The sequence below is a fragment of the Pseudomonas sp. EU05-FHT14B02 genome (assembly GCF_058791055.1).
Genome location: NZ_JBYTDD010000006.1, coordinates 51,339 through 76,497 on the forward strand (window position 1 = coordinate 51,339; position 25,159 = coordinate 76,497).

The 25,159-nt window shown below is 55.6% G+C and carries 11 protein-coding genes; 6 read left to right on the forward strand and 5 right to left on the reverse strand.

Going from position 1 to position 25,159, the window contains the following annotated elements; genetic code table 11:
- Window positions 1-59: 59 nt before the first annotated feature.
- The 4 genes from AC3WTM_RS08035 to AC3WTM_RS08050 all read right to left on the reverse strand — a co-directional run bounded on the left by AC3WTM_RS08035 (window position 60) and on the right by AC3WTM_RS08050 (window position 12,524).
- Window positions 60-4,775 carry an RHS repeat-associated core domain-containing protein gene (locus AC3WTM_RS08035; RefSeq protein ID WP_102670409.1) on the reverse strand — a complete coding sequence of 1,572 codons (4,716 nt, stop codon included), beginning with the start codon at window positions 4,773-4,775 and terminating at the stop codon, window positions 60-62.
- 75 nt (window positions 4,776-4,850) lie between these two features.
- Window positions 4,851-8,243, reverse strand: a complete 3,393-nt coding sequence (locus AC3WTM_RS08040; protein ID WP_102670410.1) for a hypothetical protein — start codon at window positions 8,241-8,243, stop codon at window positions 4,851-4,853.
- Between the two features lie 62 nt (window positions 8,244-8,305).
- Window positions 8,306-10,708, reverse strand: coding sequence for a hypothetical protein (locus AC3WTM_RS08045; protein WP_102670411.1), 2,403 nt, complete (start codon window positions 10,706-10,708; stop codon window positions 8,306-8,308).
- Between the two features lie 40 nt (window positions 10,709-10,748).
- Complete coding sequence (locus AC3WTM_RS08050; protein WP_102685551.1) at window positions 10,749-12,524, reverse strand: hypothetical protein; 1,776 nt, start codon at window positions 12,522-12,524, stop codon at window positions 10,749-10,751.
- A gap of 196 nt (window positions 12,525-12,720) precedes the next feature.
- Between AC3WTM_RS08050 and AC3WTM_RS08055 the strand changes: the two genes are divergently transcribed.
- The 6 genes from AC3WTM_RS08055 to AC3WTM_RS08080 all read left to right on the forward strand — a co-directional run bounded on the left by AC3WTM_RS08055 (window position 12,721) and on the right by AC3WTM_RS08080 (window position 23,577).
- On the forward strand, window positions 12,721-13,254 hold the full coding sequence (locus AC3WTM_RS08055; RefSeq protein ID WP_146023707.1) for a hypothetical protein: 534 nt from the start codon (window positions 12,721-12,723) through the stop codon (window positions 13,252-13,254).
- Between the two features lie 304 nt (window positions 13,255-13,558).
- Window positions 13,559-18,256 carry an RHS repeat-associated core domain-containing protein gene (locus tag AC3WTM_RS08060; protein ID WP_158247445.1) on the forward strand — a complete coding sequence of 1,566 codons (4,698 nt, stop codon included), beginning with the start codon at window positions 13,559-13,561 and terminating at the stop codon, window positions 18,254-18,256.
- A 238-nt stretch (window positions 18,257-18,494) separates the two neighbouring features.
- Window positions 18,495-19,046 carry a fimbrial protein gene (locus tag AC3WTM_RS08065; protein ID WP_102670415.1) on the forward strand — a complete coding sequence of 184 codons (552 nt, stop codon included), beginning with the start codon at window positions 18,495-18,497 and terminating at the stop codon, window positions 19,044-19,046.
- A 76-nt stretch (window positions 19,047-19,122) separates the two neighbouring features.
- Entirely contained in the window at window positions 19,123-19,878 is a 756-nt protein-coding gene (locus AC3WTM_RS08070; RefSeq protein WP_102670416.1) for a fimbrial biogenesis chaperone, read from the forward strand.
- 18 nt (window positions 19,879-19,896) lie between these two features.
- Window positions 19,897-22,413, forward strand: coding sequence for a fimbria/pilus outer membrane usher protein (locus AC3WTM_RS08075; protein ID WP_256586024.1), 2,517 nt, complete (start codon window positions 19,897-19,899; stop codon window positions 22,411-22,413).
- A 69-nt stretch (window positions 22,414-22,482) separates the two neighbouring features.
- Complete coding sequence (locus AC3WTM_RS08080; protein ID WP_102670417.1) at window positions 22,483-23,577, forward strand: fimbrial protein; 1,095 nt, start codon at window positions 22,483-22,485, stop codon at window positions 23,575-23,577.
- A gap of 44 nt (window positions 23,578-23,621) precedes the next feature.
- Here the strand turns inward: AC3WTM_RS08080 and AC3WTM_RS08085 are convergent, their stop codons facing one another.
- The gene (locus AC3WTM_RS08085; protein WP_102670418.1) at window positions 23,622-25,091 is read right to left on the reverse strand and encodes a hypothetical protein; all 1,470 of its coding nucleotides are present in this window, start codon (window positions 25,089-25,091) and stop codon (window positions 23,622-23,624) included.
- Between the last annotated feature and the right edge of the window lie 68 nt (window positions 25,092-25,159).

Here is a 25,159-nt window from a genome sequence, read left to right on the forward strand (position 1 = left end):
ATCAACCCATCCACTCCCCCCCTACAAGTCACTAGATAGAGATTCTTAAATAAATATAACTAAGGTTGCTCCCTGAATCTGGCGGACTCTTTTGGAACATCCATCCAATTACTCTTTTTCTTTGGCGCAGGCATACCTGTTGTGGGATCTATACCACCTCTATCCAAATATCTTTGCCTATCGAACAAACCCAGCTTATTGAATTCTTTGGTGGAGAGTGGCTTTGGCGGCTTCGGAGCAGGTATCGCTGGGCCAGGTTTAGTTTGTGCCACTGCTTGTCGCGATTGTTGAGGAGCATAATTCACGGCAGGAGTGGCACGACTCGGTCCCGGCATAGAGGGCACCGGTGCGGATGAGATACTGCTAACCCCCCTGGAACCGGTTTGTTGAGCAACCGATGTCGTCGCCCCAAACGTGCTGGATCCACGGGTGGTAGTCATCGTAAAGCCGCTCAATAGGTCATCGCTAGCTCCCACTGTCGAGCTCGCTGCATTTGTTGCCTGGCCCGCAGTTCTTGACGCTCCCTGTAGGACCGAGCGGGACGTTCTTGCCGCTCCCTGGCCTGCGGCCTGGCCCGCCTCGCCGACGCCGCTAAACATCAAAAGCGCGAATAGTTTTAACTTAAGATGCCCTGTCGGATCCGTATAACCCACCGGATTCCCCGCCACATACGCATACCCATTCATCCCCCCTTTCCCGAACGGGCTCAAACTGTCCGGACTTTCAAACCGCATCAATGTCGAATTGAGTGCCCGATACCCTTTCCCCAGCAAATACCGACCATCGCGCACTTCACGCTGTTCACCGTTGTACCCCAGCGCCCCTTCCCCACCGACCGAATAACCATAGGGCGTATAAGCCAGGTCCAGACGTTCACCGTGGCCGAGTTCATGCAGCACGCTGCTCTTGTCATCAGCGGCCAGCAGCAGGGACTTTGGGCTGGCACCTTCCTGGTGCTCGGCGAGCACGACACCTTCTGCTCGAACGAAGGTGCTGCTGTCCGCGCCTTTTACCAGGTTGACCAAATCACCATTCTGGTAAAAACGCCGTTCGTTGCCGCTGTCGGAACCGCTGCCGCTGAGGATGTCGAGCGCGTCGTATTGATAATCGCCGAGGGACTCACCAGACAACGCACTGACGCTGATCAAGCGGCTCAGGCTGTCGTAACCCAATAGGCGCCCGGCTTCATCATTCAACAAGTTGCCGTTGGCGTCATAGTTGAAGTCGATCCTGGGCGGATAATCGGGATCGCCGGGGCGTGGTGGACTCAGTTCATTGTCCAGCGCGCTCAACTGACAGGGGTCTTCGTTGTTGTATTCGAAGTAAATCGAATGACGACCGCCATCGAAGGTGGTCTCCAGGTACGTCAAATTGTCCTTCTCATCGAAACCGAACAGTTGGCCGATGATGGTTTTGCCATACGGGTCCACCGGACACTCACTGCCTTCACAGCGGTAATCCACCAGCCGCCCTCGTTCATCGTAGGCGTAGGTCTCATCGCGCAGCAGGTCACTGCCTTGCTGCAACATGCGGTGGGTCAGGCGGTCCGCTTCGTCGTAGGTCTGGGCCAAGGTTTGGATGACACCCTGCCCAAAGTCGAACGTACGCAGTACTTCACGTCCATAATCGTCGTAGGCGATCGTGGTTTCCAGGACTTGATCGCCGTCGACCGTCCTGATCGACTTGACTCGCGCCAGATCATCATAGGTAAACGTTGAATGCGTGTTGCCCAAGCGGGTTTCGATCAACTGCGCGCGCGGATTGTAGGTGTAGGTCTGGTGCTGTCCAAGCACATCGATGTAGTTGAGCAGACGCGCCTGGCGACTGTATTGGTAGTGCATCACGTACGGCTCTTCATTGGCCGCCCCACGGCGTTCGCTTTTCAACTCACCGGTACTGAAATACTCACGTTCAAGTACATGGGTAATGCCGTTCTCATCGACTTCCTGGGTTTTCCTCAAGCGCGCATTTTGCTGATCGTATGTAAAGACAGCGGTGCTCTCCACAGCGATTCGCTGTTCCGGGTCTTCGCCCAGTTCCGGCCGATAAACGTAATCCGTCGTGACGCCGCTGGGGCGCAGTACGCTTTTGGGCTGGCTTTGCCCTGGATCGAAGGTGTATTCGCTTCGCCGCCCGCCGGTGGTGGATGCCGTCATGCGATCGAGGCCATCGAACTCCTGGGTACCCAGTTCGATACCGCCGACACTGATGCGCGTCGGCAAGTCTTCGGTGCTATGGGGCGCATACTCACGCTCGACCTCGTAGTAGTCCGGCAACACGGTCTTGACCATGCGATCGAACGCATCGTATTCGTAGGCAGTCCGGTTCCCCATGGGGTCATGCTCTTCAGCGGTGCGACCCATACCGTCATAGCGATAAAGGTGTTCGCTGTAGGCCACGGCGCCGGGTGCGGTTGGGTCGACGCCCTTGGCATAACGCTTGATGCTGTCCGGCTTGTCGAAGAGGTTATTGGCGGTGACGGTTTTGCCGGTGGCATCCTTGCCCTCGACTTCCAGCCACTGGGTCGTGGTTTGGTGGATGGGGTCGGTCACCTCATGTTCCTCGACACCATCGGCCCGTACCACACAGCGTTGCTCTCCCCAGTCGTCGTAGCGCAAAAGGCTGGTCAACGGGACGTTCTTCGGCCCTTCCCAGTCGATGACCGTCTCGCTGATCAACTGTTCACGGTTGTTGTATGTGGCTTCGTAGGTCAGGCGCGGTTCGTCGTTCGGGTTGAATCCTGGCGCGTCGGCGTCCTGCCGGGCTTCCTTGATCGGCCGGTTGAAGCCGTCCAGCCACGTGGTGGTGGTGACTCCCTTTACGTCGCAAGCGGTTTGCAGAGCCTGCTGCCCGGCAGCGTTGGTCAATCTGTAAGTATAGGAACGGCTGGCTTCGTAAGCGGTATTGGGGGCCACGGTCTCCTTGGTCACCCGGCTCAGCAAGTCGTATTCGTAGGCGATTTCGACATCGCTATCGTCTCGGTTGAGCAACGGTTCGCCGTTGAACATGGAATGCATCAGCGTGTGTCGCTTGCGCACCGGTTTCGTGGCGCTGTCATCAAACCCGACGATTTCGATGTCGGTGTGCAATACCGGTTCGTCGGTCCGGGCATACCGGGCCATGCGATAGCTGTAATGGGTCGCGGTGACATTGCCTTTGTGCGCCACCTCGTCCAGCCGTTTGCGGCCATGCTCGAATGGGTTGCCTGGATCATTGAAGTAAGCATACGTCGTTGTTGTCAGCTCCAGTTCGTTACCGGTGCGGATCTGCATCAGCGTTTCATTTTCTATCGCCAGCCACTTTTCCCTATCGATCAGGCTCGGCAGTTCGCTGTAGGTGTAACGGGTCTGCAGGGTCGGCGCATTGCCGTAGTCGGACTTCGCCGGGGTCACGGTCTTGCGCTTGAGGTTGCGCACGAACCCCTGGGGGTCTGCCGGGCAGCCGTCCTCGCCTTCGGCCTTGTACCACTCGCTGGTTTCGGTGACGCCGTTGGCGTTGACCTGGGTCAGCAGGTTGCCGAAATTGTCATAGGTGGTGGACACGGTTTCCACATGGCGCGGGGTCGTGGCGGCGACCAGGTGCCAGGTCTCGGTCACGGTTTTCGGCAACTGGCAATAAGGCGGCTGGTCCTTGAACTCCAGGTTCGGGACGAGGTGATATTCGGTGTCGGTTCTTTTGAGGGTGTGCTTGCTTGGGTCGCTGCTGTACTGGGTGGTTTCTTCCAGCGTTTGCAAATGGAAGTGATTGAACACCCGCCGGGTTTCCTCGACTTTCTGGTTGCCGATGCCGTCCCAGAGGATCTCGGTGGTTTCATACCAGTAAGTCGAACTCACCTTGTACAGGTTGTCCAAACCGTCGTCGCTCCAGGACACGCCGCTGCCATAGCCGAGAAAGTTGTGGTCGCGAGCGTCGTACTCATAGCGTTTTTCGACCGCGGGTTGGCCGAACCCCGGGTTACGCACGTGACGTTCGACCCGTGGCAACTTGCGTGAGGCCAGGCCTGGGAAGGCGTGCGACTTCGCCGAGTAGGTCACGGTTTCCCGGGCGCCGGTGGGGGTATCGACTTGTGCGAGGCAGGTCAGGCCCTCCTTGAGCACGTAGCCAAACCGCCAGGAGGCCTGGTCGTCGGTGGGCAGGATCAGGCTCGTGGTCTCGCCGCCGACGATGTTCATGCGGAACAGGGCTTCATACGCACTGCCCGGAAACAGCGTGATATCCAGCCAGTTGGTGTTGCGTACCAGCGTAAGCAGTGGCGTGCCATCGGCGTTGCGGATGCTGCTGAGCAGCGGCCCCGTGCCGAAGGCCACGTAATCGAGCGAAACGCTGTGGCCCTGGGGCGAACGCATTTGCACCGGCAGGGCTATATCACCTTGAACACGCGCCAGGATTTCTACCAGGCCGGATTTATGCTCGACGCGGTAACGCTGGTTGCCCAGGTCATGGAAGTGGAAGGAATCGATTTTTTTCTCGGGAATCTCCGCCCCGTTGGCGCCGGGATTGACCTTGAAACTTTCTCCGGTGTAGAGCGACAGCATGCGGTTGGTGGTGTTGAACTGTGACAGTTTCAGGTCCCAGCCCTTGCCGAAGCCGCTGTCGGGTGTGTTGAACGGGTTGAAGATCAGCTGCAGGGGAACTATCGGGCCGCACAGGTTATTGGCTTTCAGTTCGGGTAAGGAAATGGCGCAAGTGTATTGCCCGGTGCGAGGGTCGACCTGGCTAAGTATGAAACTCATGAAGTTGAAGGCGTTGGAATGCACAGCGGTAGATGTAGACATTGTTCACATCCCACAATAATAAATATTTAAGGAGGTGCGAAGCAGAATGCCTCGCACCTGGGTCTTTCTTTAATGTCAGGAGCCGATAATTCTCAGCTTGTTCCGGTTATTGCCATCAAAGCCAATGGCCACGGTGTGCCGATTGCCATAATCATCATAAACAATCAGATTCAACGCGGAATCGAAATCAGACTTGGCATATTGATCATATTGCCAATATTGACGGCGGTGCAGACTGAACAGCACTTGCCCCGCAGGTACCGGATGTCCTGGATCAACAATAGGATCCGGAATGTTTCCGTCCATACGACGCAGTAGAATGCCGTCAATATGAAGAATCTGCTTGCCATCTCCATTTTTAACATCGGGCACCGCGTAACCAGTAATACTGTGCACGTCTTCAAGCTGTGTATTGCTTTCCCATTTGAGCATGCTCGTATTGCCCACGAATTCGACATGCCGAATACCGAGCTGTACACCTCTTATCATCAACTTAAGAAAATAATAATCAATGGTTTCCAGATCTACCTCATCGTCCTTATCGCCTTTTACCCGGACCGGAGGATTATCACCGAAGGTAAACACCACCTGACCAATCGTCCCGCCCTCAGGTGGTTGAATGGCAATTAGTTGGCGGGCTTTGTTGTTGCCTTCGCCGTCCTCTGGCGAGGGATTGGAATAGAACGGATAATTGTTGTCATTTCGAATACGTGCCGCCACCATGAGGCTTTCGACCTTATGGCACTGAACGAAGAATTCCTTCGTATGCAGTCGCCCCGCCTTTTTCTGATCAGGGTTCGCCTCTTGGGATACCGCCGTTTCCTGGTATTTTCTGTAGTCATTTTCGGTTTCAGTGACATGCCACTTGTCTCCGACAGGCACTCCACCGGCCCCTACTTCCGGCAGCGGATTTTTGTCGTTGGCCGACACCAGGCTGATACTTTCGTATTCTCGATCCGACAGTTCCGGCGCGGCAGGGCCACCGTCGTAAACGGCAGGCCTGACCCGAACCACCACTTTGGCCTGTTGCAAGCCATTGGCGTACACACGGGTAGGTACGGGGTCGACAGCGAAATCAAAGGTATCGAGTGCAAGCCAACTCGAGGCTCGGGCATGCTCGGACAAATAGATAATGCTGTAACCCACCGTGTCGAAAAAATCGCCTTCATGAACGACCTTCACGACGCTGTAGGGCGAGGTGATGTTAGTGGGCGCGGTGAAAACCCCGGTCGTCGGGTTGATGCTGCCTTGCCCGGCCACCACTTCCCACTTGAACTGATCGGGTCGCAGGTTGTTGGGCACTTTCAGCAACGCCGAACTGCTCGGCCGCAAACCGGGCACAAAGGCCGGAGAGATGTTCAAGGCGAAGTTACCCTGACGTAACAACACGGTAGCGGTGGTTTTTTCCCCTGTGCTGGTGTCTTCGACATCAAACTCCGCCACTTGCAGGGCACCGTCGGGCAAGTTGGTTTGCGGCGGGGTATAAATCGCCTCGTTACCGTTGGGTATCAGTGTGCCCGGCCCCCCTTTCGCGGTCCATCTGATGGGACCGGCCCCCAGTGTGGTCGCCTTGAGCGTCACGCTCTTGCGATCTTCCATTTCGATCAGCGACATCGACGGCGTGACCACAACACCGCTCAACGCCACAGTGACCAGCGCCGAAGCGGTCACTTCATTACCGGTGGCCGGATCGGTGTAAGTGGCGGTCACCACGTTGCGCGCCGCCGTACCTTCGAGCAACTGCGCGGCCGGTGCGGTGTACTCGCCATTGACGATGGTCCCGGTCGCCCGGGCGCCGTCGACGCTGCGTACGCCCCAGATGACATCGGCGGCCCGATAGCCCAACTGGCGAATTGTGAACACTTGCTTCTGGTCCGCCTTGACCACCGGCATCAGCGGGTCGAGGGTGAACGTGGTTTCCTTGGGATCGATCTGGCCGTACAAGGCCAGGTCGCCTGGCAGACGCGCGTCTGTCAGTTGCAAGGCGTTGAGTTCAGGGAATATCAGGTTGCTGATGGCTAATGTGTTGATTTCGGGAATACCGAAGCTTTTAAAGATCGCCGTATCGCGAAAAAAGCTAGTGTACTCATTAAGCGTTGAGTTAACTTGTGGTAAAAACACTTTAATAAAACGCTGAATAAACTCAATATTAATATAACTGGCGGTGACAGCGTCATAATTAGAGTTAAATGAGACCTGCGGTGTTCTCGCCTGAAACGTTAAAACATTCAAAGGACCAACAACAGGATCAAATTTTATTTTTACGTCGTAAGTCACTTCTGCGTCAGAGGGATACTTATCATTAACCCACAAATCACGAATCCAAACCTCAAACCTTTGCTTCTGCTCACCCGTCCAAGTAGCCTCCAAAGCATTATCGGCACCAGCGACTATCTTCAGGGCATCAACATCGATTCCACTGAACGATAGTTTATGCTCTCCAACATTATAGACCTCCTCTATATGCGTCACAAAATCGGCCCATCTATGAAAGTATCCAGGCAATGGCAATTCACCAGAAACAGCCCTAAGGGATCGAGCAATATTATTAGACTCTGTCATACGCTCAAAACGCACACCATGACCAATCATATTTTGTATTGGATCCTGGAAATACCAATCAAACACCGCCCGACTGGCCAACACCAACGAACCTGAATACTTGGCTTTCCCTTGGGCATCCCTGTCATTGGGAATCAGGTAATCCAGGGACGTTTCAGTCGGTTCATCACCTTCCTTCGAATTCCCCTTGGTACGCACCATCAATACGACAGCACCCTCGCCATAATCGTCGGAAGTACGAATTTTTCCTTCATCGGTGGCCATGGTGCGAATCTTGAACGAACGCGGAGCCAGCAGGTCGACATCGCGCAAGTCCAGCATCCCCAGCGTGTAAACCCGATCCTCCGGCTTTTGCTCGAGGAACAGGGCCTTGAAAAAATCCCCCAGCAACTCCTGTGATTTGTCCTCATTGACCAGATTGCAACGACAGTTATAGGCATCGCCGATATCCAGAATGACTTTACCCTGCTCATTGACCGAGCCCGTACTGCCGGCCAGATCGATGTCCATGGTCAGCGTATGGCCCTGGTGTGCGCTGACCACGTAACTTCTCAATACCGCAGCGGGGATTTGATTGTTACCCTTGCGCACATAAGACACTGTGCCAGAAACAATATCCATGGTCGCGGTCACGCGGGAATCACGCAATGAGGCTTTTTCGAAACTCAGGCGCGGGTGACTGAGTATTACCCCGCTTAGTTCCAGCAGCTCCTCGCCGTCGGGGGTCATCGGGCAGACACCAGAGATACGCTTCAAGAAACTGTGCTGGTTGAACCGGGTAATGTATTGCTGTTCCAACAGGCTATTAACTTTTGCCCTGTTCATGAACACAACGGCGTCCCAGCCGAGCGTGATCGATTTCCCCTGCATTCGGGTAGTTAATTCTGCCAGCGAATAATTAGCCATGATGATGCCGCCTTGTTAAAAGATAAAAACAATAAGTTTCTTTACGCTTTGCCGCATCGACACTACATCAGTGAGTTTTCACCGGCCGCGAGGGCCAGATTTACATCCTCAATCAATTCCACATACTTCGTTAACGGCAAGGGAACGGCGGCAACCGCATGGGTATCAACAAAGGGCCCCGGAACGGTGCCCAATACAACCACAAAACTGCCAGGCACCATGGCACTGGGCTCGGTATATACGCCGGTTTTGTCATTGAAATTACCCGGACCGTGTAACAATCTCCATGTAACCAACTCAGGATCGATAGGGCCGTTTTTCCCTCTTAGTTCAAATTGCACGGTACCTGTGGAGGGGTCGCTCGCTTCGCTTAGATGCATCGGAGTACCAATCGTTGTGCCGCGAATCAATATATGAACGTAGGCATAAGTCGTTACATTGTTGACAGTTGTTTTGATTTCAATTTTGTCCACAGGAAAAGGCATGTCTGGATCAATGTTTTTTCCGGCTTCATAGAGGTATTGATTCGGATTACCTTCGACCGGTTTGAGCGTCGACCCCCATTGTGGCGTCAGGATCTTCCACTCCAGCCTCTCGCCTTTTAACGATTCGGCTTCCAGTATTTCTGTCCTGCCGGGATCACAGGCAACGTACATCGGATTGGCCTTGATGCTGTGGTGAACCACCGAAACCAGTGCGGAGCTTTCTACCGGTTGACCGTTCAAGGTGCCTTTGGCGGTGACCAGCGCGGCGACAAAACCTTCGTCCAGTACCCCGGCGGCAGGCGCTGTGTATTCACCTGTCGAGCTGATCACACCGGGCTGCGCCAGATTGCCGTCGACATCTTTCACGCTCCACAGCACATTCGACGGCATGGGCGACAGGGTGAATTGCAGTTTGCTGCCGGCCTCTATGGTCGAGTTCATCGGCGCCAGGGCGATGCTCGTACGAAGCGGATCGATCTGACCAAACAACGCCAGATCACCCGGGACAAAGGCATCGCTCAGCTGCAAGGCGTTTTGCCCCGGGAACAGCAGGTTCCGGGCCAGGAAAGTGTCTATGGTTGGCGTTGTGAGTTTTTTCAGGATTTCCAGAAGTTTGGGTCGGAAATAATCCTCAATGATAGGAATCATGTTGACCCCTTCCCACATCATATCAAACAAGTGTTCGAATCCAGTCACCTTCATTTCAAAGTTTGAAGAGGCTGGATCATGAGTGAAATTGACGACCCCCGTATTTTTATCAAGGTTGACATTGAAGTCCACAGTGTAATTACAGACAAAACTTAGAGGCCCCTCCTCTTCATCGTCCGGGTATGGAAATTGATAATCAATTACTCGGGTAAATCGTGTGGTATAGCTCTTGTTCCAGGCAAAGCTGATTTTGTTACCTTGACCACTTATAGTGAGCGCGGGGCCACCTTCGTCCACCTTGAACCACGAATACAGGTTGGCTGTAAATACTGCAGGAAAATCATCACTTCTTACCCTGTAATGATGGATAAATTCATGCGAGATTCCTCCGGTACTCCCACGCAAACTCCAGCCAACATCCTGCCCAGCACCATTGCCATTTGTGTAATCCAGAAAGTTGATGCCATAACCGATGTCGGCTCTCGCCGGCCCGCGCATGATCTTGTCGAACAACACCCTGCTCGACAGCAGCATCGCCCCAGTGTATTTGGCACCGTTCCCGTCAGCCGGAATCAGATAAGGTGAATTGGCATTTGGAAAAGACGTGCCATCGGTGCCATCCCTCAAGGTAATGAACATCATCACCGCACCATCGCCGTAGGCTTCATCCCCCATCACGGCGAGGGGGTCCGACTTCATGGTTCGGATTTCGAAGTTCTTTGGCGTCAAGACATCATTCAAGTCCCCGGTCAATCGTCCAAGCGGGAATTGCTTCTGTTCAGGCGTCAATTCTTTTTCGAAATACTCTTGGAAACGCCTGCCGACATCGGCCTGGGTCAGGTCGCCGACGACAAAGTTGGCCATGAATCTATCGGCGTTTTTCAAGTCGATCACAACGTCCCCAGGCCCGCTGACAGTGCCTTTGGTAACTCGCTGATCCATCCAGAGTTGCGGCCCGCCAATTGGCAGTAACTGCTGCATTTTCGAGACGTGAGTCGCTCCACCGGATGAGTTGGTGCTGACAATCATGCCCCCCACCATGTCCATGGTCAGACGCGCCCTTGCACCCTCGCTGGGGTCCGCGCTTTCAAACGACAAACGCGGAGCACTCAACTTCAAGTTATAGATGTGCTCCTTGTATGACCCGTCCCCCCACTCCGCGACCATTTTCATGGGTTCGATATAATTACCGGAGTTAAAGCGTTGAACATACTGTTGAAACAGCAACTCGTTAGCCTTGCGCTGATCGTACAAACTTACCGCATCCCAACCATAGGTCAGGGATTTCCCCTGCATATAATTAACTAGTTCCGCCAACGGTCTTTTGCTCATGATATTGCTTCCTTTTTTTGGAGTACAGGCGACTGTGCTTTCAATCCAGCAACTTTATCGATAGAGGGCTAAACGGAAAAAACGAGTTCCCACCGTCGAAACTCACACTGGCCCGTAAGGTAAAGAGCGCGTTTGTCGCAATGCCCGCCAAGTGCGTTTTCATTAGACGAGTCTTGACTCTACCGGTAACTTCCTCAGGCAAAACATCGCGCACCGGCAGGATTTCCCGCTCGCCCACTGCGCTGGAGCTCAACCACACGCGCACTCGCTGCCGTGTTGAAATGAACGGCCAAAGGTCGACACTCAAAATCGCACCCGCGTCTGGAACATCCGATAATTTCAGCGTGGCGGGTGAGCCGATTTGAACTTTTTCGCACTCGAGGCCAGGAAGATTGGAGAGGGGGCGAACATACAACTGCAGCGCAGGCTCGGCATCCTGGCCAGCAACCTGGTAAATGACTTCAACGGTTTTGCCGAAGTTAGGCGGCAACACATCCGCTGGCACTTTGAACTTCATGGGGTTGAGTTGACTTGGCACTGCGGTTTCGTAGGATCCACTGCTGCCGAATCCATTCCACATCGCCTTTACCGGGTCGCCATCGCCAATCGTAGCGCCGGCAGGAATGGTGATGTATGCACCGTCAATGGCCAGGATCGGATTCAATTCATCCCGACCGCCGACAACCACACTGCGATCGACCGATGGCGTCGGCAATACCAGCGGTTCCCGGATGGTTAATTGCAATTCATCGCCGCGACCAGCCGCATCGGGTCGGGCATATTCATAGAGGATGTTTACCGCACCGCCGCGATTGTCCAGCAGCCATTGTTGGCCAATTGGAACTTCGACTTTGCCGCTCTCGATATGGGAGCTGTCGATTTTCAAATACTGAATGGTGTTTTTGTTCGGGCCACTGCCCGCTCCGGTGCGCGTTCCGTACACCAGCACTTCATCACCTACACGGATGCCCCAGTAAATCGGGATCACCACGCGAATCCCTTGTGGAAACTGCCCGGGGTTGATTTCGCTGCCGGTCAGGTCCTTGATGCTGGCCACGGGCAATTGCGCAATACCAGGTGCTGTCACCAGAAAGGTGCGCTCGGCGGACAAGGTATCGGCCAACGCACCAGACGACGCGTAAGTGATCTCATAACTCAGGGTAATTTTGCCCCCGCGCAATGCGACCACATAGGATTTCGCGATGGTCCAGCTCAGCACCTGCCGGGGATTGTTGGTTGGATCGGTATCGGTGTCGCTCAAGATTTTGACAGGCGGATTGAAAACCGGGCCAGGGCTACCGTCAGCGCGTTCACCTTTCCAGATGAGCCTGTACCTGTCGCCGTTGTTCATCACACCAACGGGCGCCAGCGCGATGGTCATATTGCTCTCGATCGCATCCGGGTCCAGCTGCAAGTTATGGGACTCTTTTATCTGGGGGGCCGACAACAATCCCTGCTTGCCAACGCCAAAGTGAATTCGTTTTGACTCTTCCCTGTCTCCCCCGTCAGCACGTTTTAAACAATATGAATAGAACACCTGCCCTTTATTCAATAAGTGCACGAAATGATTGGCAATCGGCATCAGGAATCCATATTCCGTTTCCTGATCAGGATCGACATCAATTGGAATGTCCTTGACATCCACCGGAGTACCATCTTCCGCCAAACCAATCCAACTTTGATAAAGGGTGTCACCCAGTAGCGGATCTGGGTATTTTGCGTAGGTATCAAGTGGCGCACCGTTCAAGGAGTCCGGATCAAGCGCACCGTTGATCAAGAGTGGAATAGTAGGTGCATCTAAATCGCCGGGAGCCATATGCGAGTTCCTTATTTACTTGAAATACTGAGCAGACACTCAGTGAAAAAACCAATAGGCAGTATGTTTTACACCCATTCACCGGCACTGAATACCTAGCAGTTCTGCTAGGTTGCGAACGTAACCTTCAGTGCTAAAGTCGGGACAGAAGCCCCCCACGCCTACTCGCAAGCCCTATCAAACGAGGTCTTAAAACATGAATTCACTCAATAAACTTCGCACATCACTTACAACCTGCACGCTGCTCGTACTTTACGCTGCAAGCTTCATTGCCAGTGCGCAAGAGGCAAGTGGCGGTGCGTACGGCGACATCACGTTCTTTAATTCGAGAAATGAAAAAATATGTTCATTATCAGTCCCTGAAACCAGTCAGTTTTTCGACTTTAGCTCAAGTAGCCAACATTGTGAAAACAATAGTGCCGCCACTTTTCAGCTGGAAAATATCCCCTCGGCAACACTCATTCAGTTTTATGAAAATGAACATTGCTCTGATTCGAAACTGAACGATAATTTTTTCGTAAAACTGCAAACAGTCAAACAACCCACCGACTGGACCAATCCACTCTCTCAAATGAATTTCAAGGACTTTAAAAATAAAAAGACTGGCGACCTCATTCCGAAGAAAAACATTCGCGTCAATGATAAATGGGAAGGAAGTGAATACTCCGAAGTCGATTGGGATGAGCGAATCAGCTGCGTTTATATCAAGCGTTCGCAGCCCGCCGACTAAAAAACTCGGTCGGTTATTCACAGCCGTTCATTAATTCCTGCTGATACGAAGTGAGGCCACTTCCATGAGTAGTTCCAGCGTCATCCAGTCCAACGCGTTCAACTTCATGAGTTTCATTCAAAGCGAAGTCGACTCCCGCACCGGGCAATACGCCTGCGTCATTTCCCTGCCAGAACTCAAGGCCAATAACCTGTGCGGCCCGGTCGTCCCCCTGCAACTTAAATTCAACCCGCTCAATGCACCCGACAGCGGCTTCGGCAAGGGCTGGAACCTGCTACTGTCACAGTTCAACACCACCAACCGCATGCTGTCGCTCTACACCGGCGAAAGTTTCAAGGTCAATCCCGGCGCCAATGGGGTGGACATTCCCGAAAAAAAAATCGATTCCTTCCACTTCCATGACCTGGGCAACCAGCGTTACCGCGTCGAGCATAAATCCGGCCTGGTAGAAATCCTGGCGCGTGTTCAAGGTGATATAGCCCTGCCGGTGCAAATGCGTTCGCCCCAGGGCCACAGCGTTTCGCTCGAATACGTGGCCTTCGGTACGGGGCCGCTGCTCAGCAGCATCCGCAACGCCGATGGCACGCAAATGCTCAAGCTGGTGCGCAGCACCAACTGGCTGGACATCACGCTGTTTCCGGACAGTGCGCATGAAACCCTGTTTCGTCTATACATCGAAGGCGGCGAAACCAGAAGCCTGATCCTGCCCACCGACGACCAGGCCTCCTGGCGTTTTGGCTACGTGTTCAAGGAGGGCCTGACCTGCCTCGCGCAGGTCGATACCCCCACCGGCGCCCGGGAAACCGTCACCTATTCGGCCAAACCGCACTCCTTCCCGGGCCTGGCCTCACGCAAGTTGCCGCGGGTCGAGCGTCACGTGCGTAACCCTGGGTTCGGCCAACCCGCGGTCGAAACCCGCTATGAGTACGACGCTCGCGACCACAACTTTCTCGGCTATGGCAGCGGCGTGTCCTGGAGCGACGACGGTTTGGACAACCTGTACAAGGTGGGTCGGACGTACTGGTATGAAACCACCGAGATCCTCTGGGACGGCATTGGCAACCAGAAAATCCAGGAAACCCGGCGGGTGTTCAACCACTTCCATTTGCAGACGCAGGAAGAAACCATCCAGTACAGCAGCGACCCAAGCAAGCACACCCTTAAAAGAACCGACACCGAATATCACCTCGTCCCGAACCTAGCGTTCAAGGACCAACCGCCTTACTGCCAGTTGCCGAAAACCGTGACCCAGACCTGGCACCTGGTCGCCGCGACGACGCCGCGCCACGTGGAAACCGTGTCCACCACCTATGACAATTTCGGCAACCTGCTGACCCAGGTCAACGCCAACGGCGTCACCGAAACCAGCGAGTGGTACAAGGCCGAAGGCGAGGACGGTTGCCCGGCAGACCCCCAGGGGTTCGTGCGCAACCTCAAGCGCACGACCGTGATCCCGGCGAAGTCCGACTACGGCAACGCGCCGACCCTGCAGACCCGTTACACCTACGGCGAACACCCGAGCCTGATCGACAAGGAAACGTGGCTGGCGCTAAAGGACGAAACGCTGGTGCATAGCGTCGATGGTCAAGAAGCGGCAGAGGTGCGCCACCTCCGCCATGACTACATCATCCAACCAACGGATCCAGCGAGCCATGGCCTGCTGCGCCAAATGACACAAAGACTCAATGGCCAGGACGATACCCTGACCACCACCCGATACACTTACAACGTCACCCGCAACGCTCGCATCAACGCCCTGGTCATGCGAACGGACAGTGAAGTGATCGGTTTCGACGACACGCCAGGCGCGCCCGTTCGCAAAACCATCACCAAAGAAGTCTCGCTGCACAACGGTCAAGAAGTTTCGGTCATGGATGGCACCGACACCGCCATCGCGTACCGCCATGACCGACTCGGCCGGGTCGTCGAAGAAATCGCGTCACCCGGCTCGGTTGCTCACGAAGCCAGACGCACCTACCTCTATACACTCACCAATGGCGGCAATGGTCAACAGGCCACGGAGCGTGTCACTGACGTCAACGGTGTCGAAACCGTCAATTACCTGGACGGGTTCAGCCGGGTCATCAGGAACACCCGACGTGATGCCGATGGGATGGGGGGGGATACTGAAAAATTTCGCGACACCTATCTGGCAACCTATAACAACCGTGGGCATTTAATCACCGAAACCGATATCGACTGGGAAGGTGCGGCCGACAAGCCCTTGCTCAAACGCTTCGAATATGACGCCTGGGGTGAGCAATACAAAGTGATCGGGCCCGATGGCGTGGCGCATGTCACTGAGGTCGATCCGACGACAAACACCCTGCGTACGTGGAGCGAAAGTACCGTACTTCCCATCAGGCAGGTTGGAAAAACCCGGAGCACGCTCAATGTGTTCGGCAAGGAAGACAAGGTCGAAGCGCTGGATGCACAAGGCAAGATGGTCGCTGAACGTCTGTTCCTCTATGACGGACTGGGGAACTGCGTTGAACAAATCAACGAAATGGGTGAATCCACCCGGTTCGAGTACGACCTGTTTTCCCGACTGCATGTCACCACCTTGCCCGACTACACGGCAATCCGTCGGTCTTATGCAGCGCACAGTGCCGATGAACTGGCGACGAAAATCGAGGCGATCGTCAACGAAGTCCCAGTCAACGTCGGCGAGCAGACCTACGATGGTCTGGAGCGGCGCACGGCATTGGCCGTCGGGAACTATGTTCAGCGTTTCGAATACGAGGCAGGCCGATCTCAAGTCAGCAAGATGATCACCGCCAGCCAAAAAACCATCACCTATGAATACCAGCTCGGACTGGTGGACTTGCCGGTGGGCAGCATAGCTCCCGATGAGCAGTCCAGCTTTACCTATGATGAACGGAGCGCGAAGCTGACCCTGTCGCAAAACACCCAGGGCAAACATGTGTTCGGCTACAGCTCTACGGGTGAGTTGCGCAATGAACGCTGGACCGACAAGGCATCGAGCAAAGAATGGGAAACCACCTACAGCCACACGTTGAACGGACGCCCTCTGAGCCGCCTCGACACCAATGGTCTGGCATGCACCTATACCTATGATGACCGCGCCCGGATTAAAACCATCGCGCAGGGTCAATTGCTGGCCAGTTTCGACTACGACGATCTGGGGCGGGCAAACGTAGTCACCACCCGCAATCAACACACCGGCCAAGTGTTGCAAACCACGCTGACCTTCGACGATCAGGGCCGGGAGATCAGTCGTGAAATGTTGCTCGACGGCCACCCCAAACAAACGGTAAGCCAGACCTACCGTAGCGACAGCAAGTTGCGGACCCGGCATTTGCAGGTGGCGGATCAGACCCAATTGCTGGAGACCTTCGACTACGATCCGCGTGGGCGCATGGTGGCCTACTACTGCGATGGCCCCGCCCTGCCCCAGGACCGTTATAAAAATCCGATCAAGGAACAACTGTTCATATTCGACGCGCTGGACAACGTCACCGAGGTCTACACGCAGTTTGCCGATGGAAGCGGCGACGAATCCATGAGCTATTTTTCACCGCACGACCCATGTCAGTTGATCGAAGTCACTCACAAGCACCCCGACTACCCCCCCAGTTGCAAGCTCGAGTACGACGGCGATGGCAACCTGCTGCAGGATGAAAACGGTCAGACCCTGCATTACGACAGCCAGGGGCGCTTGTTGCGGGTGAGCGCTGCGGACGGCACCACGGTCAGCCATTACCGGTATGACGCACACAACCATTTACTGGGTGTCACCAAAGCTGGCACGGCAGAAACCTTGCACTTCTATCAGGACGAGCGCCTGGCACGGACCGAACAGGCCGACAAGAAAATCCACTACCTTTACATCGCAGATCAGCCCTTGGGCCAACAGCAACAAGATGACCCGGAGCAGACCCTGCTGTTGTTGACCGACAACAAAAACAGCGTATTGGCCGAAGGCGAGCACGACCAACTGCGCAGAGCGGTGTATGGCGCCTATGGCGAACGCAATCCTGACGATGATCTGAAATGCCTGCTTGGCTTCAACGGCGAAGTGCGTGACGAAATCAGCGGCTGGTATCTGCTGGGTCGTGGTTACCGTGCGTACAACCCGACCTTGATGCGTTTCCACAGCCCGGACTCGTACAGCCCGTTCGGCGCCGGCGGGATCAATCGTTACGCCTATTGCGCCGGCGACCCGATCAACTTCGTCGATCCTACGGGGCACGCCAATCGAGGGATAAACCTGAAAGGGGTGTTTGGCGCATTCCTGGCAAGTGTGGGTATCCTTTTGACCGTCGCGGCGGTTATCGTCGCCCCACCGATAGGGGTGGCTTCCACCATTTTCAACGGTTCGTTAGCAGCAGTGGGCGTGGGTTTCGGGGGGGTTGCCGTCTACGAAGGAGTCATGGCGACTCACGCGGTGAAGCTGAAAGATCGCGAAAGGTATGAGAAGAGCGCGATGATTGCTGGTGGACTTGACGCTCTATTTGGTGTGGTAGGCCTTTATTTTGCAATGAAAGAGGCCGCAAAAAGGACAGCCGCGGCAGCGGCAGCGGCGGCTCAATCACGTTGGCATGATACGGCCGGGGCGGGGCTGAACAACACAAATTTCATTATACCTAGACCGAAGCTGATTAATAACCGGACTGCTAGTGCGGATGCAGCGACTCAGGTGAATTCTGGACCGCCAGTGCCTCCCAAACCAAAACGTTCAGCACGCAGCCCTGTGCCGGATGAGGGCCCACAACCAGGACCAAGTCGGAACTTACAACCGGTTACGCGTCCAAGCCCAGAGCCACCCACGCAGAGCGTTAGTCAGAATTCTAATTCAAATAGGGCAGGATACAACTTTAACCACCATAGACGGGATCAAGCCAGTAAAACAACCATTAAGAATAACAAGGTAGTAGATTTGCCTACTACTTGGAACGCCTACGGCATCAATCCTGAAACTACAGTAAATGATAAGGTTCACCTCCTCAACCAAGCTCTAATTTTGCGCAAACCTAACTAAAATCACTCCAAACGGACTCCACTTCAAAGAAGCAGGAGTCCGTTTTTTTTTGCAAAAAAAGATAATCCCTTCCCAGCAGAAACTGAGAGTTCTCTCATATCCCCCGCCCCACCCCATCACTAAACTCCCGCCGTCGAGACGATCCAACATCCCACTACTCGCTCACTTCCTCCGTGAGCACTTCCCGGCGTCGTCTCGGGTCTATAACGCCGGGCCAACACAACTAAGGATTTGTAACATGAAAGCTTCTTTACTCGCGCTGCCGCTTGGCCTGGCACTGAGCCTGGGCGCCACTTCGGCATTCGCCAACACCGGCACCATCAACTTCACCGGCAAAATCAGCACCGCCTCCTGCCCGATCGAAATCGTCAACCCGGACAGTGGCGCGGTGAGCAACCTGGTCAATCTGGGTTCGGTGGATAGCGGTGTGTTTACCGGCGTCGGTTCGATAGGCGGCGGTCGTGGCTTCCAGATGCGCATCACCCCCGGCAGCGGCTGCGTGCTAGACCCAGCCAAACTCAATGCAACCGTGACTTACACGTCGGTTCAAGGCGGCGCTGGTGATCACTACGGCATCAAGCCGGTTGCCGGCGCAGCGAAAGGCGTTGCGGTGGGCATCAAGGACAACACCAATACCCTGGTGAAAAATGGCACCAAATCGGCCATCTACCCCCTCAGTGAAACTGACCCGACCTTGATGTATTTCACCGCGGTGTACATCGCCACAGCGGCGACCGTGGACGCCGGTCCTGCCGATGCGGATGTCAACTTCCGCGTCGATATCAACTGATACTTCTTTCATTTGCATGAGCAACGGGCCACTGCGCCCGTTGCTTTCTGCTGTTTTTTCGATTTAGGGTTTTATCATGTCTGGCTTGACTAACCACTCTGTTCGTTATCGAACAGGGTTACTTGCTGCTTTTGTGCTGGGCGCTACGAGTCTTTGGTTACCCGAAAGTTATGCTGCCCTGACCGTCAGCAATACTCGTGTAGTGTTCGACAGTGACAAACGCAATGTTTCACTGAGTGTCAATAACCCCAGTAACAAACCCTTCGCCGTGCAAACCTGGGTTAACACCGTTGCCGACGATCAGACCACTGCCGTTCCCTTCATCGCCTCTCCACCGCTGTTTCGCTTGAATGCCGGCAAAGAGCAACAAATTCAAATCAATGCATTGCCCAACACTTTGCCGAAAGATCGCGAATCACTTTTTTATTTCAACGTCCAGGAAATACCGCAACGGGAAAGTGCCGAAATAAATCAGCTGAACATTTCATTGCGCACACGCATCAAGTTGTTCTATCGCCCAATTGAAATCAAGCGCAATGCCCTGGACGCCTTGAAGGACTTGAGTTGGTCGGTCAAGAAAGTCGACGGTCAAAGCCGCCTGGTGCTGAACAACCCCACCCCGTTTCATGTGTCTTTCGTGCGCATAGAACTCAATGCGAACGGCCAGACCGCTTCCCTTAAAGACACGCCCATGTCGCTGCCGTTCGAATCCCGGACTTATGAACTGGACGGCTTCAAACCGCGCCCGGGGATGCAGGTGAGCTTCTCGGTGATCACCGATTTCGGCGGATACACCGACCCGATGACGTTGCCGGTTCAATTCGATCTTTAACAGGTGCGGACGTTTGCCATGATTTTCTTTCCGTACCGCAACATAACGCCTGCCCGTCGTCTGTTCCCCGTTTTCATTTTTGCCGGTGGCAGCCTTGCGATGCTGGAGATTCGCCCGGCCGTGGCCGAGGGTGACGTGGAGTTTCAGTCCAGCTTCATGCGTCAAACCGACAACCGCGCCAGCGATGCCGGCGCATTGGCCTTGAAGTCACTCTCCACGGGCCAGGACCTGCTGCCGGGACGCTATCTGGTGAGCATCGATGTCAATCGCAGCTTCTTTGACCGGCGCGAGATCGAGTTCGTCGCCAATGCCGAAGGCAATGGACTGACACCCTGCCTGTCGGCGCAGTTGATCGCGGAAATCGGCGTGAAGCTCGATGCGCTGGCCGACCCTGAAATGGCGCAGGGAACATGCATCGATCTGGCGCGCCTGGTGCCTGGCGCGTCGGCGCAGCTTGACGGAGGTCAGTTGGCCCTGTCGATTTCCGTTCCGCAAATTGCCATGCGTCGCGATGTGGCCGGTCACGTCGACCCGGATCTTTGGGATTACGGAATCAATTCGGCGTTCATCAACTATCAGGTGTCCGCGCAACAGGGCAGTAGCGCTCGCGCCGGCCATAACAGCAGTCAGGACCTGTATTTCAACAGCGGCTTGAACCTGGGGGCGTGGCGCCTGCGCAGCAACAATGTGTTCCGCAGCGACGCCCAGGGTGAACGCACATGGTCGCGCGCCTATACCTATCTGCAACGGGACATTCCCGACACGCATTCGCAACTGACAGTCGGCGAGACCTACACCCCCGGCGATATATTCAGAAGCATTCCGATCAGAGGGGTCCAGGTGGCTTCCGACCTGGGCATGCTGCCTGACTCGCAGCAAAATTATGCCCCGGTGGTGCGGGGTGTGGCGCAGACCCGGGCCAGGCTCGAAATCCGTCAGAACGGCTATCCGATCTACTCCACCTACGTCAGTGCCGGGCCCTATGAAATCAACGACCTGACGATCGCCGGTGGCAGTGGCGAACTGGAAATCATCCTGACCGAAGCCGACGGCCAGGTGCGACGCTTCACCCAACCCTATTCGACGCTCAATAACCTGCTGCGCGAAGGCATCTGGCGCTACAGCGCCAGCCTGGGGCGCTACAACGCACCGACCTACTCAGTGGACGATGCGATGGTTTGGCAAGGAACGCTGGCGACCGGCGTTGGCTGGAATTCGACGCTTTATGGCGGCTTGATGGCCAATGATTTTTATCAGGCCAGCACACTGGGCATCGGCAAAAACCTGGGCGCGCTCGGCGCGCTGTCGCTCGATGCAACACGCTCTTCGGCCGATATCGACACCCGTGACAGCAGCCGTAACGTTCAGGGCATGAGTTATGCGGTCAAGTACGGCAAGACATTCGACACCAGAACCAATCTGCGCTTTGCCGGGTATCGCTACTCGACCGAAGGCTATCGTGACTTCGCCGAAGCCATACGCGAGCGCAGTGCCGACCGTGGTTACCACGGCAGTCGGCGCAGCCTGCTGGAGGCCTCGGTGTTCCAGGACGTCGGCGCCTATAGCTCGCTTAGCCTGACACTGTCCCAGGAAGAATTCTGGCGCTCCGATTATCGGCAGCGACAATTCCAGTTCAACTTCAGCACCCGCCATAACGCCATCAGCTACAACCTGTATGCCTCGCAATCGCTCAATGACCAGCAGTCCAGTGACCGTCAGTTCGGCTTGAGCATTTCAGTGCCACTGGATTTCGGCCGCTCGACCAGCGCCACCTTTGACGTGCGGTCCAACCGCGGCTTGTATAGCCAGCGGGCCACCCTGTCGGGCCTGACCGAGGGCGACCGCCTCAACTATCGGGCGTCGGTGGCCAACAATGAATATGACGATCAAACCGCCGAATTGGCATTGGGCTACCAGACCTCTGTTGCCAGCATCGGCGCCGGCTTTACTCAAGGTTCGGCGTACAACAATCTGTCGCTCAATGCCAGCGGCGCCTTGTTGCTTCATTCGGACGGGTTGGCGCTCGGCCCGTACCTGGGAGAAACCAGCGGCCTGGCCCATGTTCCGCAGATCCCCGGCGTCGGTCTGGTCAACGCCGCAAGCGTCAAGACCAATGACCAGGGCTACGCCTTGATTCCTTACCTGCAGCCCTATCGGGTGAACCGGGTCATCCTCGACACCGACCAACTCGATCCCAATGTGGAGATCGACAATGGCATCGCCCAGGTGGTGCCTCGTCGAGGCTCCGTGGTGAAGGTGGCATTTCCTGCCCGAGTCGTACAACGGCTGGTATTGACCGCTCGTGACAGCCTTGGCGCTCCCCTGCCCTTTGGTGCGCAGGTCAGCAATGGCGATGGCGAAGTACTCGGCATTGTCGGCCAGGCTGGCCAGGTGCTTCTGAGCACCGTCGATGGTGTGCAAACCCTGACTGTGCAATGGGGCAACGCGGTCACCGAGCAATGCCTGCTGCAGGTCGATGTTCAGGCAATGCCCATGGAGCAGGGTTATCGGGTTCAGGATCTGACTTGCCGCTGATGTAACCCCTCGTCCTTCAACACCCGGTGCGCCCGTACGCGCGCCGGGTGCTTTTTTCAGGAACACAGCATGTCGAAAAAAATACTCTCAGGCGTTCTGCTCACGCTCGCCACCTGTGGACTGTTGCCCTTCAATTCTGCTTACGCCAACGGCTGCTACTGGGCTAACGGCAATGCCGGTCCGATCAACTATGTCGCCAACCTGGGTGTGCAGTACATTCCTCGAGACGCCAAAATCGGCGATCCGATCGGTCCGATCGAGCAACCATTTCTTCTGAGTGGCGGCGGCTTGTCCGTCCATTGCATAACGGACGGTGCGCGGCTGACGTTCAATGCCATGGCAACCGCCCCGCCGGCACCCGGCCCGGCACCAAGACTGAACGGTGCTCCGGCGAGCGGAACGGTGCTTGCCACCAATATCGATGGCGTTGGAGCACTGATCAAACTGGGCAGTCCGTATGACGGAGCCACCACTGGCTTCTGGAAGCTCAACTCGGTTGACAGTACGGTGCCCTTCGACGGCTACATCGACTTCAGCACGCCATTCGCGCTGCAGCATTCGGTGCTGCGCGGCACGGTCACACTCATAAAAACCGGGCAGATCGGCCGAGGCATGCACCCGCTGGACTCCGGCAATGAAATGTTCAAGGCCTCCTTCACCGACGTGCCCAATGCTTTCAGCCTGGCCTTGAGCGGCTCGGTCACCCAGGCAGAATGCACATTGTCCACCAACCCGGTGAGTGCCGACCCGGTCAAGCTTGGCGAATGGCCAGACACCGACTTCAAGGGCGAGGGTCATACCACCCTGGCTGTTCCTTTCAGCATTGCATTGAACTCCTGCATTTCCGACCCGTTGCCCGGCGGCTTCGTGGCCAATGCGCATATTCGGCTGGACCCGGTGGCGGGCTCCACCACGCTGGATGCCGGCAAGGGCTTGTTCAGTCTGGGCAGTGGTGCCACCGCGAAGGGAGTCGGCATTCAGATACTGGGACGCGATGCCATGACGCCCGTGGCATTGGAGAGCGATGTGATCCAAGGCGTCATTCCGGCCAGCGGCGGCATGCTCCTGGAATTCAACGCCCGTTATTATCAGACCGGCCCGACCACGGACGTCTCGGCGGGTTCGGCGGATGCGTCACTGGCCTTTACCATTACCTACAAGTAAGCCTCACCCCCGGCAGGTCCGCTTGCCGGGGGCGAGCCCCTTGATCACACAATCACTTTTATCTGCATCGCCCTGAAAGGACGGTAGCTATACCCCTGATCAAAACTGACGCCGGCGTACAAAGTGAACGTGCTGTTGAGCGTCAGCGCCGCAACGTAATCCTTGGGCAAGGGGGTGGAGAACTTCCCGCCACCGGAAATCGGGGTCGGTCCGGCAGTGAGAAAGTCGGTCGGGACCGAGGCCGCCACTGCCCACACGTTGATCAACTGTGAGTCCGTATGGTACGCCCACTCTTCGATCTGGATATTCGCGCCCGACTGGGCAACGGTGGCCTTGGAGAGCGTCGCCGGGGAGCCGATCTGCGCCTTGTCGCATTCGACCGAACCGAAGGACGTTGACGATATTTCATCGATGCTCAGGGTGAAGGTCGCGGAAACGCTGGTACCGGCCCGATAACGGACCTCGACCTTGCGGCCATCGCCCTGGACCGGAATGTTTGCCGCGACGATGGCAGCCGCAATGGCGAACTCCAGCCCCCCGGTGACAGTCGGCCTGACGCCGACCACAGAACCGACCCCACTCTCGCCACCCAGCCCGATGAAATCCACGGTCACCTCTTCTCCCGGGTCGATTTCGTCCTTGGGCACCACCACCGTGATGCCGTTTACGCCTCTGAATGGATTCAACACACCGGTGCCAGCGGGTGTACTCGACGCTTCCTTGACCGTGGGAAATTTGCGCGGGGTGGGTGGGCGGATATTGACGATGAGCTCGACCGGTCTGGACAACACATCGTCGCCGTTGCCCGCCCTGTCACGCACCCGATAGGTTGCAAAAAAATTACCGTTGGCACGGCGAAGCAGATCACCGGAAAAGGCCACCTGCACAGGCTTACCCAGGTCAGCTTGAGCGAGTGTTTTTGTATAAGCGACTTGCTGCCCGCCCGGGGAAGTTTCCCAATAAACACTGATCACATCCCCTACTTTTTTTGTGTTGTAGTCGGGCAGCGTTGCCAACACCTGATCGTTGTTGGCCGGGTCGGCGAGGTAAGCGGCGGTGATGGCGTTGGGCGGCAGGACTTCGGGCGGGAAAATCAGTTTGCTGTCGGCTGCGAGCAAGGGCTGTTGTGTATCAAGTGTCAACGGCAGGTCGAATGAATCCGCTGCCTCGCCGTTGAAAATCGTCACCCTGTAATTGAACAGGTGTTCGCCATCGTTATTGCGCAGCCAGGCCTGTGGTACTAAGAGGTAACGATCCGTATCGTCGATCGGCTGGCTCCACCGGCGAGTCACCAGTGCATTCGGGTTGCCATCAACGAACAGCTCGACTGTTTCCTCGGCAATATCGGGATGGGAGTTCTCCGCTACGGTAAACCAGACTTTCAGATCGGAATGGGTCAATGCCTCCGGCAACAGATTGGTTTCACCGCCCGGAACATCCGGCAGTAGCCCGTCGATCTCGGGCGGGGGCATTTCCGGGTTGCGGGAAGAGCGGACACTGCTGGACTTGACCATGAACAAAACTCCTCGAAAAAAACAAAGAAGAAAAACCCCCGACAGGTTTCTCTTCTTTGCCTCATGAA

What these genes read in the sequence shown, in the direction of transcription:
- AC3WTM_RS08035 (WP_102670409.1), bottom strand. Translation starts at nt 4,775, where the DNA reads ATGTCTACATCTACCGCTGTGCATTCCAACGCCTTCAACTTCATGAGT.
- AC3WTM_RS08040 (WP_102670410.1), bottom strand. Translation starts at nt 8,243, where the DNA reads ATGGCTAATTATTCGCTGGCAGAATTAACTACCCGAATGCAGGGGAAA.
- AC3WTM_RS08045 (WP_102670411.1), bottom strand. Translation starts at nt 10,708, where the DNA reads ATGAGCAAAAGACCGTTGGCGGAACTAGTTAATTATATGCAGGGGAAA.
- AC3WTM_RS08050 (WP_102685551.1), bottom strand. Translation starts at nt 12,524, where the DNA reads ATGGCTCCCGGCGATTTAGATGCACCTACTATTCCACTCTTGATCAAC.
- AC3WTM_RS08055 (WP_146023707.1), top strand. Translation starts at nt 12,721, where the DNA reads ATGAATTCACTCAATAAACTTCGCACATCACTTACAACCTGCACGCTG.
- AC3WTM_RS08060 (WP_158247445.1), top strand. Translation starts at nt 13,559, where the DNA reads ATGCTGTCGCTCTACACCGGCGAAAGTTTCAAGGTCAATCCCGGCGCC.
- AC3WTM_RS08065 (WP_102670415.1), top strand. Translation starts at nt 18,495, where the DNA reads ATGAAAGCTTCTTTACTCGCGCTGCCGCTTGGCCTGGCACTGAGCCTG.
- AC3WTM_RS08070 (WP_102670416.1), top strand. Translation starts at nt 19,123, where the DNA reads ATGTCTGGCTTGACTAACCACTCTGTTCGTTATCGAACAGGGTTACTT.
- AC3WTM_RS08075 (WP_256586024.1), top strand. Translation starts at nt 19,897, where the DNA reads ATGATTTTCTTTCCGTACCGCAACATAACGCCTGCCCGTCGTCTGTTC.
- AC3WTM_RS08080 (WP_102670417.1), top strand. Translation starts at nt 22,483, where the DNA reads ATGTCGAAAAAAATACTCTCAGGCGTTCTGCTCACGCTCGCCACCTGT.
- AC3WTM_RS08085 (WP_102670418.1), bottom strand. Translation starts at nt 25,091, where the DNA reads ATGGTCAAGTCCAGCAGTGTCCGCTCTTCCCGCAACCCGGAAATGCCC.